At 74.3% G+C, this 9,725-nt stretch carries 6 protein-coding genes; 5 read left to right on the top strand and 1 reads right to left on the bottom strand.

What is annotated here, in order from left to right; genetic code table 11:
• Window positions 1-44 precede the first annotated feature (44 nt).
• Window positions 45-2,084, bottom strand: coding sequence for a glycosyltransferase (locus ACZ402_RS17700; RefSeq protein WP_375825129.1), 2,040 nt, complete (start codon window positions 2,082-2,084; stop codon window positions 45-47).
• Between the two features lie 160 nt (window positions 2,085-2,244).
• Between ACZ402_RS17700 and ACZ402_RS17695 the strand changes: the two genes are divergently transcribed.
• From ACZ402_RS17695 to ACZ402_RS17675, 5 genes are all read left to right on the top strand, one after another.
• On the top strand, window positions 2,245-3,180 hold the full coding sequence (locus tag ACZ402_RS17695; protein WP_375825130.1) for a glycosyltransferase family 2 protein: 936 nt from the start codon (window positions 2,245-2,247) through the stop codon (window positions 3,178-3,180).
• 118 nt (window positions 3,181-3,298) lie between these two features.
• Window positions 3,299-4,372 (top strand): GNAT family N-acetyltransferase, encoded by a 1,074-nt coding sequence (locus tag ACZ402_RS17690; protein WP_375825131.1) that lies wholly within the window; start codon window positions 3,299-3,301, stop codon window positions 4,370-4,372.
• Between the two features lie 149 nt (window positions 4,373-4,521).
• Window positions 4,522-5,547 (top strand): ATP-grasp domain-containing protein, encoded by a 1,026-nt coding sequence (locus tag ACZ402_RS17685; protein ID WP_465272299.1) that lies wholly within the window; start codon window positions 4,522-4,524, stop codon window positions 5,545-5,547.
• 112 nt (window positions 5,548-5,659) lie between these two features.
• A complete protein-coding gene (locus ACZ402_RS17680; protein WP_375825133.1) occupies window positions 5,660-7,342 on the top strand; it encodes a hypothetical protein in 1,683 nt (560 codons plus the stop codon).
• Between the two features lie 70 nt (window positions 7,343-7,412).
• Window positions 7,413-9,716, top strand: coding sequence for a BUD32 family EKC/KEOPS complex subunit (locus tag ACZ402_RS17675; protein WP_375825134.1), 2,304 nt, complete (start codon window positions 7,413-7,415; stop codon window positions 9,714-9,716).
• The last annotated feature ends 9 nt before the right edge of the window (window positions 9,717-9,725 follow it).

Raw genomic sequence — 9,725 nt, 5'->3', positions numbered from 1 at the left:
GTAGAGGACCGGGCGGCGACGGGAGAGCCCCACGGAGGGAGGGGTCACAGCGCGGACTCCGCGCGGACCGGTCCCGTGACGTAGAGGCGGAGCCGACGCCGTGCGCTCTCGCGGCCCTCGCCGCGGAGGGCGACGGTCCGGGCTGCGGCACCGAGCACGGCGCCGACGCGGGCGACCGCCCAACCGACGCGACCGTGGTGCTTGCGCAGGTACCGCTCCTGGGACGCGTGGAAGTGCGTCTCGCGGCGGGCCGGGTCGGTGCTCGTCGCGCCGCCGAGGTGCAGCGCACGCGCGTCGGGCACGACGGCGTGACGCCAGCCGGCACGCACGGCGCGGTACGACCAGTCCGTCTCCTCCGCGTAGAGGAAGAAACGCTCGTCGAAGCAGCCGACGTCGTCGATCGCGGCGGCGCTCAGCAGGAGCACGGATCCGATGACGAACGACCGGTCCGCGGGCGTGCGACGCAGCCGCGCGAGCCCCACGGCCTCGATCCACGTCGCCACCGGGGACGGGAACGGCCACACGACGCGCGCCGTGTGGCCCTCGTCGTCGAACTGCTCCGGACCGACGCTCGCCAGCCCCGGCCGTCCGTGCAGGGCGCGGTGCAGGGTCTCGACGTCCTCGGGCGTGACGACGGCGTCGGGATTGAGGAGCAGGACGTCGGTGCCGGGCGCCTGGCGGTGCGCGAGCGCATGGTTCACACCCGCGGCGAAACCGCCGTTGCGTCCCGGGTCGAGGTAGCGCCCGCCGGCGATCTCGGTGATCTCCCGGATCTCGGGCAGCGACGAGTTGTCGACGACCGTGATCGGAAACTTCCCGGCGAGCGGCGCGAGCGCGTCGCGCACCATGGCGGGCGACCCGTACGCGACGACGACGACCTCGGGCGGCACGTCCACCGCCGCGTCGCCGGCCGTCACGGCGGTTCCTGCGACCGGCTCTGCGACGGGCCCCGTCGTCGCGCCACCCGTGCCGGCCGCGGTCTCGTAGAGCTCCTCGTAGCGGCGTGCGACCTCGGCCCACGAGCACGACGCAGCGCGCTCGACCCCGGCGGTGCGCAACCGTTCGGCGAGGCCGTCCTCGTCGAGGACCCGCACGAGCGCGTCGCGCAGCGCGCCGGGGTCCTCGGGCGCCACCAGCAGTCCGGCACCGCCGACGACGTCGGGCAGCGCGCCCGTCCGGCTCGCCACGACCGGGACGCCGCACGCCATCGCCTCGACCGCGACCCGGCCGAACTGCTCGACCCACCCGGACGTCTCGCGCGACGGCACGGCGAGCACGTCGAGCGAGCGGTAGAACGCGACGAGATCGTCGCCCTCCAGCGGACCGACGAGCCGCACCCTGCTGCCCAACGGTCGCGCGGCCACCTCCAGTGCGGCGCGGTCAGGGCCGTCACCCGCGAGGACGATGTCGAGGCGGTCGTCACCGCCGACCGCATCCAGGAGCAGGTCGACGCCCTTGTGGTGCGCGAGCCGCCCGGCGTACCCGACGCAGAGGCGCCCGGCCGCGTGCCCGGCCCCCGCGACGTCGGGCACGGGCGTCGCGGGGGAGAAGACCGCCGGGTCCACACCGAGCGGGACGGTCTCGACGCGCCCGCGTGCTCCCTTGGCACGTACGATCCGACCGGCCTCGTCGTTGCAGACCGACACGGCAGCCGCGCCCCGCAGAGCGCGGTGCTCGAACCAGCGGAACGGCCACGGGTAGCGCTTGGCGAGGTTCTGCGCCGAGTACAGGACGTACGGGGGAGCGGTGCGTCGGGAGACGAGCGCGCGCAGGTGGCGCAGGGCCAGGATCTCGGCCGTCGCGAGGGCGAACGGCTCCTCGTGCACGTCGAGCACGTCCCACTCCTGGCCGAGCGCGCGCCACAGCACGCGCGGGTCGTAGACGAAGAGAGCCGGGTGCGAGCCGAGCGTCCGCACGCCGCTCACCGGTTCGCCAGGTCGCGGTGCGAGGTCGACGGTCGTGCCGCCCTCGTCCCACGCGCGAGCGGACAACAGTCGCACGTCGACGCCCCGCGCACGCAGCTCCCGCTCGCGCTCGCGCCAGGCGTCGACCACGGCGCTGTGCGAGACGCGGAGGACCCTCATGTGGGAGATTGTCCCCCAGCGGGAGGCGGATCCCGCAGGAATCCGCCGATTTCACCCCACCGGTCCGGTGGCCGGCGACGACTCGCCCCGCGCGGGCACGCGAGCGCCCCCACGCACACGTACGAGACCGGCACGAGGCACGGACGGCAGGAGGAGACAGGTGAGCGGAGCGCGGCCGGCCGACGGCGCCCGTACCGCGGCGCGCGTGAGCGTCGTCGTCGCGACCAACCGCGGCGGCGCCTTCCTGACCGAGGCGCTCGAGTCCGTCCTCGCCCAGACGTACGCTGCCGCCGAGCTCGTCGTGGTGGACGACGGCTCGCCCGAGCCTGACGCCCTGCGGGGGATCGTCGAGGCGATCAGGGTCGAGGAGGGTGCGCCGAGGCCCCGCGTGGTGCGCCGAGCGCCGTCGGGCGTCTCCGCTGCACGCAACGCCGGGGTGAAGGAGACGACCGGCGACCTCGTCGCGTTCCTCGACGACGACGACCGCTGGCACCCCGACCGGCTCCGCCGGCACGTCGAGGCCATGACCGCACGGCCCGACGTCGTCCTGAGCTACTGCGCGATGCGGACGATCGACGCCGACGGCGTGGAGCTCGTCCCGGCCGACCAGCGTCCGGCGACCGACCGGCGTGCCGTGATCCGCGGCCCGGGCGTCATGCTGCCCAACCTCGTGATCCGGCGGGAGACGTTCGACGCGGTAGGCGGGTTCGACCCCGCCTACCGACAGGGTGAGGACCTCGACCTCGTGCTTCACGCGGCGGCACTCGGACCGTTCGGTTTCGTCGCCGACGTGCTCGTGGACTACCGCTACCACGCGTCCAACACCACCCGCTCGCACCGCGACCTCGCGGCGAGCATCCGGGCGATCCTGCGCCGGCACCGCGAGGAGGCGCTCGCGGCGGGGCGTCGGGACCTCGTCGCGGCGTACGACGACCGGCTCCGGACCAACGACCGGTTCGCGTGGTGGAGCGCGGGGCGCGCGGCGCGGGCTGCGCTGAGGGAACGGCATGTCGTCACCGCGTTCGGGGAGGCCGCGTGGGCCGTGCGGTTCGCGCCCACGGCACCGTTCGTCAGGCTGGGTCGCGGCCACGGGTGAACTTGGGGGTGCGGGCGGTCGCACCTGTGCATCGTCGCTACATTGTGGCTATGGCCCGCTCCGGGGGAAGTCGCGAGATCGAGTCGACGACTCCGAGGGCGCACTCACGACCGTCGTGGTGCCCGCCCCGGACGCCGACGTGGTCGCGGCCTGGGACCGCTTGGTCGTCGAGCAGGGCAGACCACGCTCGGCCCCGGCGTGCGTGCTGGCCTGGTACCGGCACGTCCTGCGGGACGACGCGCGCGCCCGCGTCGTCGTCGTGCGGCGCGGTGGCGCGGTCGTCGGGGTCCTGCCCCTCTACGTCGAGCGCGACCGCTGGGACGCGGAGATCGTCCGCATGGCCGGGCACCAGGTGCTCGTCGGTGTCGAACCCGTCGTGGATCCCCGCTGGGCCGACGAGGCGGAGGACGCCTTCGCACGGGCGATCGCGGACCTCCGACCGACCCCCTCCACGGTCGAGCTCGAGTGCACCGGGCACGGTGGTGAGCTCCTCGCGCGCGTCGCTCGCCGGTCCCCGGCCTGGTTCCCGCGCGTGTCGGTCGTCCCGTCCGCCGCCCCGGAGTTCGCCCTCGACGAGGACAGGTACGAGGCATGGCTCGAGCGGCGCCACCGCACCAGCGGGAAGCAGGCGCGCCGTTACGCGCGCCGGCTCGAGGAGCTGGGCTACCGGCCGGTCGTGTCGACCTCGGCGTCGGCCGTCCGCGAGCGGATCCCCGAGCTGCGCCGTCTCTACGGCGAGCGCAAGGAGACACGAGGCGGCTGGGGGATCGGCTTCGGTGCGCGGACCGCGACGATGCTCGCGGACGTCGCGGACAGGCTCGCGATCGACGGGCGCGTGGTTGTGTGCACCTGGGAGCGCGACGGGGTCGCGCTCGCGGCGGACCTCGCGCTCACGGCGGGGACGACGACGACGGCGTGGATCGGAGCCGTGGGGAGTGCCGAGTCCCGGTACTCGCCCGGCCACCTCACCCTCCTCCTGCTGCTCGAGCACGCGCACGCGACCGGATCTGCCGTGCTGGACCTGGGGCCCGGCCAGGAGCCCTACAAGGTCCGCTATGCCAACGCCGAGCGTCCGGTCGAGGCAGCCCTGCTGGAACGACGCTCGCCGCTGCCCGCGCGGTCGGTGCGGGCGCTCGCGACGCCGTCGTTGCGACGTGTCGTCCGGCGTGCCTCCGGGCGGGACGTCCCATGAGCCGGGTACCCCGGCCGGGAGCAGGGCCGACCGTCGTCTTCCTCCAGGACCAGCCCTGGCAGTCGATGCTCCAGCTGTCCGCGGCACTGCGTCGGCACGGTGTCCGCACCCTGCGCGTGGGAGACGTCCGGAGCCGCGACGAGCGACTCATGACCCGATGGGTGTTCGACGCGACGATCACCCTGCACGACTTCCTCGACGCCGGGTTCCTCGACCCGCGCATCGCCGACCTGCAGTGCAGCGAGGTCGACGTCGCTCTGCTCGCACCCCTGGTCGCCGACCTCCGCACCCCGCCCGTGCTCGCGGCGACCCTGAGCCACCGGCTGGCTCACCGTGACAAGCTGGTCGTGTCGACGCTGCTGCGCGCAGCCGGCGTCCCCGTCCCTGACACGTGGCCGGCGGACGACCTCGGGGCGGCGCTCGCGGTGTCGGGGCTACCGGTCGTCGTGAAGAGACGTGTCGGTGCGGGCGGGAGCGGGGTCCTCGTCGCACGAGACGAGGACGAGGTGCGCGCGGCCCTCGGGCGCTGGGGGCCGGACGTGTTCCTCGAACGTTACGAGGCCGGGCCGACGCACCAGTACGGAGCGGTGCACGTCGGCGGAGAGGTCGTCGCGGACGTCGCGTCGCGCAGCGCCTCGGTCCGCGGGACGCACGGACCGGCCGCGCGGGTCGTCGTCGACCAGGACCGGCGCGTGCTCGAGGTCGGTCGGTGCGCGACAGGAGCGCTCGGGGGGACCGGTCTGGTCAACCTGGACCTGCAGATGGGACCCCACGGACCGCTCGTCGTGGACGTCAATCTCCGCGCGTGGGACTCGCTGGTGCCGCTGCGCGGCGCCGGCGTCGACCTCGTCGCGCCGTACGTGGAGACGCTCGGCACTGCTCACCGCCGGTCCCCGTACCGCCGGTCCCCGTACCGCCGGACCCGGTCGAGGTACGCCGGGTCGTTCCCTGCGGACGTCCAGGGCGCGGTGCTGGCGCACCGACCTCTGGCCGCCCTGGGGCGTGCGACGGTCGGCGTACCCCGGTACCTGGTGTGGCTCGGGCCGGGCTACGTGGCGCACGCCCTGTGGCTCGTCGCCCTCGAGTGGCGTGGTGCGCGGCGGCCAGGACGTCGCTCGGGTGAAGTCTCACCGGAGACCGGCGGCGACGGCCTCGCCTGCGCACGTCGTCGGTAGGATGCGGCGGACGACGGACCGGCCATGACCGAGAGGCAGGGAGAGCCATGAGTCCCGGACCCTCCCCGCGACACCTCGGCCCGGCCTGGACGCGGGACGCGCGGACCGCACCGTGAACGACCGCCGCCCGACCGACGACCTGGGCATCGTCCGTGCCACGACCGACGACCAGCCCTGGCGCACGGTGCCCGGTCACGTCCGCGCCACCGTGCGGGAGGCGCGGACGGCCGAGGACGTCGTCGCCGCAATGCTCCAGGGGCCGCGGTCCTGGCCGCTGCACACCGTCCAGGAGCTGCTGCACCCGGCGTCCGGCGCGGTGGCAGCGCTCGTGCCGACCGGTCCGGGAGCGCGGGTCCTGGATCTCGGGACCGGGTGGGCGGCACTCGGTCCGGCGCTGGGCACGCTGGGGGCGGACGTGGTGCGCGCCGACTGGTCGTTGGACCGGTTGCGCTTCGCACGGCTCATGCACGCGGTGCCGGGAGGGGTGGACGTCCACATCGACGTGCGAGACCCGCTCGCCGCGACCTCGCCGGGGTTCGACGTCGCCCTCGCCGACCTGGGCGAGCTCGCCGCCGCCGGACTCGCGCCGCACGAGGCGGAGCGGGTGCTGACAGAGGTGGTCCGGGCGATGTCGCCGTCGGGGAGGCTCGTCATCGGCGCCGAGGAGAGCGTGGTCCGCGCCGTCCTCCGGAGCTCGCGCGGCCGCGAGCGACAGGCCTCGGTACGGCGTCTCGCGCGGCGCAGCGGCCTCCGGGTCGTGGAACGCTACGTCGCGCTCCCGCACCGGGCGGGGTGGCGGGTGCTGGTTCCCGGCGGCGCGGCGCGCCGGTACCTCCTCGAGCACGAACAACGTCACGGGTGGAAGCGGGGCGTGGCGCGCGCACTGACCCGTGGGGGAGGTCACCGTCTTCTCGCGCCCGGGGCGTTCGTGGTCCTCGCGCGCGAGGACCACGGTCCGGGCGCGCAGCGCGCTGCGTCCTGGGCGGACGAGGGCGCCCGAGCCCTGGCGCTGAGCGACGCCCGCGTCGGGCTGGCCGGGCCGCGGTCGTTCGTCAAGATCGCGCTCTCCCCCGATCAGCGGACGGCGCTCGTGGCAGAGCACCAGCGGATGCGTGCGGCGCGCTCGACGCGCCTCGGCCCCTACGTGCTGGAGGCGGAGATGGTCGGGACGGGAGACGTCGTCGGGATCCGGACCCCGGTGGTGCGCTCGCGAGCCGTCGACGTCGCGACCTCGACCCGGGTCGTGGGCGACGTGCTGGCTGCCCTCGACGACACCGACCACGGCCCGGTCAGCGACAGCGTCCTGTGGGCGCGGCTCCGTTCCTCCCGGGGACAGCGCGACATCGCCGAGTGCGAGGCGCAGGGGATCTGGCGGTGGGCCGATCGCACGCTGTCGTCCCGACAGGTGCCACTCGGTCCGTCGCACGGAGACCTCCACCCGGAGAACGTCCTCGTCCCGGCCGGGCGTCCTCCGGTCCTCGTCGACTGGAACCGGTTCGAGCCACGCAACCCCCTGGTGCTCGACGCGCTCTACGCCGCGATCTGTCACGAGCGTGCACGGACGGGCTGTTCGCTCGCCGACGCGCTCGGCCGGGCTGCCGACGACGCGATCCCCGGACCGCTGGCGCGTCGGGCGCACCAGGTACGGGGAGAGCTCGGACCGCTCGATGCCGCCACGCTCGTCCTCCTGGACCGCGTCGCCTCGTACTCGCTGCCGCGACGCCGGCACAAGCCCTGGACCCTCGAGCCGCTGGTCCGGGCGGTCGAGGTCCTCGGACCTCGACTCGTCGAGTGAGCGTGCGACGGCCTAATTTCGCCCGCTCGACGGGTTCGGTGACCCGCGGCGTCCCCCTACGCTGTCCCCTATGGATGCCTCCGACGTTCTGACGCCCGCCCTGCGGGTGCTGGACGTCGGTCCGGCGAGCGCCGCTGCGATGCACGAGCTGGCCGACCGAGGAGTGGACCGTTACCTCGGGCTGGTCGCCCCGCGCACCCTCGGCGACGCGAGTCGTCGGGAGGACGACCCTCGTCTCCAGGAGCTGACCGACCCCGGCGTCGCGCTCCGGTGCTCGACCGACCTGCTGGTCCTGCGGGGCCACCACGCCCGACTGCTCTGGTCGCCCCTGCTCCTTGCCCACGTCCCGTTCGTCGCGGTGGACCGGTCCGCACTGGCGACGCTCGAGCGGGCGGGTGCCGCCGCGTGGGGCCGGCTGACGCGCAAGCTCGACCCTCGCGGCCGGCTGACCCTCGGCGGCGCCGAGCTCGAGGTCTTCGGAGTGCGCCACCGCACTCCACCCGCCACGCGCACCTATCTCAGCCCGGTCTGGGGAGTCGCAGGCCTGGCCGCGCGGCTCGAGCAGGCGGGCCTGCAGCACGCCGTGCTGCGCTGGTTCGATGGCCTGCCAGATCTGGACCCCGGCGAGGACCTCGACATCCTGGTCTCCGACGCGGACCTCGCCGCATTCCGTGCCTTGCTCGCGGAGGAGCCCGGCACGATCCCGGTCGACCTCTACAGCGTCTCGGGGCTCCCCGCGTCGGACTTCCGCGGTGCCGCCTACTACCCTCCGCACCTCGCCCGCACGATCCTGAACGGCGCCGTGCGTCACCGGAGCGGGCTGAGTGTTCCTGGCCCGCTCGACCACCTCCGCTCGCTCACCTACCACGCGGTCTACCACAAGGGAGAGCTGTCGGGCATCGAGTCCCGCTCGCTCGGGCGGCCGGTCACCGACCCCGAGCACGACTATCGCCGCATCCTCGATACGCTCGCCCAGACGCTCGACGTCGAGCTGCCGGCCACGCTCGAGGGCCTGGACGGATTTCTCGGGGACGCGGGCTGGTCACCCTCCCGCGACGCACGGCGGCGCATGGCGCAGTCCAACGGCTGGCTCCGGTCGAGCCTCGTCCCGGACCGTCCCGCCACGGCGCCCGAGCCACCGGAGATGACGGCCTTCGTCGTCCGGGAGCGGACGGCAGCCCACCTCACCACCGACGACGTCGTGGGCGTGCTCGAGCAGCTCGGCTTCGAGGTGCTCGCGGTCCACGACCTCGACGACGCGGCGCGCGAGCGGTGCGCCCAAGCGATCCGTGGCGGGAACTGGGGTTCCGGGCCCCTTCCGCGCAGCGGCGGCGGGCCTGCGTTGCTCGTGGTCGCGCTGCACTACGCCCCGGACCCGGTCGAGCCCTGGATCGCCGCGCAGTATCCGCACCTGACGAACCAGGCGACGTACTGGGCCAAGAACCGGCTACGGGGCCTCGTGGAGCAGCGGGTCGGGTCGGAGGAGCGCTTCAACCCGGTCCACTCCGCGGACGACGAGGAAGAGTCGTGGGAGTACGTGGAGCATGCGGTGCCGGACCAGGTGGAGGCGCTGCGGCGTCTCGTGGACGCGCGCCGTGCCGCGAACCGTCCCGCGGGCGACCTCGTCCGCGTCCTGAGCCGCGGGAGGCGCTCGCGCGTCGAGGTGGTGCGAGCCGCTGACGGCCTGGTCGTGCGCAAGACCTTCCACCCGGGAGCGCGCAGGTTCCTCGATCGCGAGATCCGGGCGATGCGGGAGCAGCTCGTCGGTCTTCCCGGGGTGCCCCCGGTGCTCGACACGGGGGACGGGTGGTTCACGTGCCCGTACTACGAGAACCGGATCGCCGGGCTCGACGAGAGCGGGCGGCTCGTCCCGGTCCGGCACCTGCGACGCATGGTGGCCGTGCTCCGCGCTGTCCACGAGCGCGGATACGACCTCGTCGACGCTCGCCCGCACAACTTCCTCCTGGACCCGGACGCCGGTCTGGTGCTCGTCGACTTCGAGTTCCTGCACGAGTACGGCGACGGAGAGCTGCTGCCGTTCGCGGACAGCTACAACTTCGTCGCGACCCCGGACGGATTCCCGGGCGACGTCCCGGTGGGCGACAACGCCTACGACCTGCGCTGGCTCCCGTTCACGGGTATGCCGCGGGCCGTCCTGGTGGACGGGTCGTCGCTGGTGCAGCACGCGCACCGCGTCCTGCACCGTGCTCGACGGATCAGCGTGGCCCCGGGGGCACCACCGCGTCGCCTCGCCGGGATGACGCTGCGCGCCTCGCGTGACATGGCCCGACGGGTCTATCGGAGAATCGCGCGCCTGGCGCGGTCGCGAGCCGTCTCCGGCGTGTCGTCCGGGACGGAGGCGCGGGATGGGTGAGACGAGCGG

It is taken from the genome of Cellulosimicrobium sp. NPDC030954 (assembly GCF_055571305.1).
This window is presented reverse-complemented; position numbering and strand designations above follow the sequence as displayed.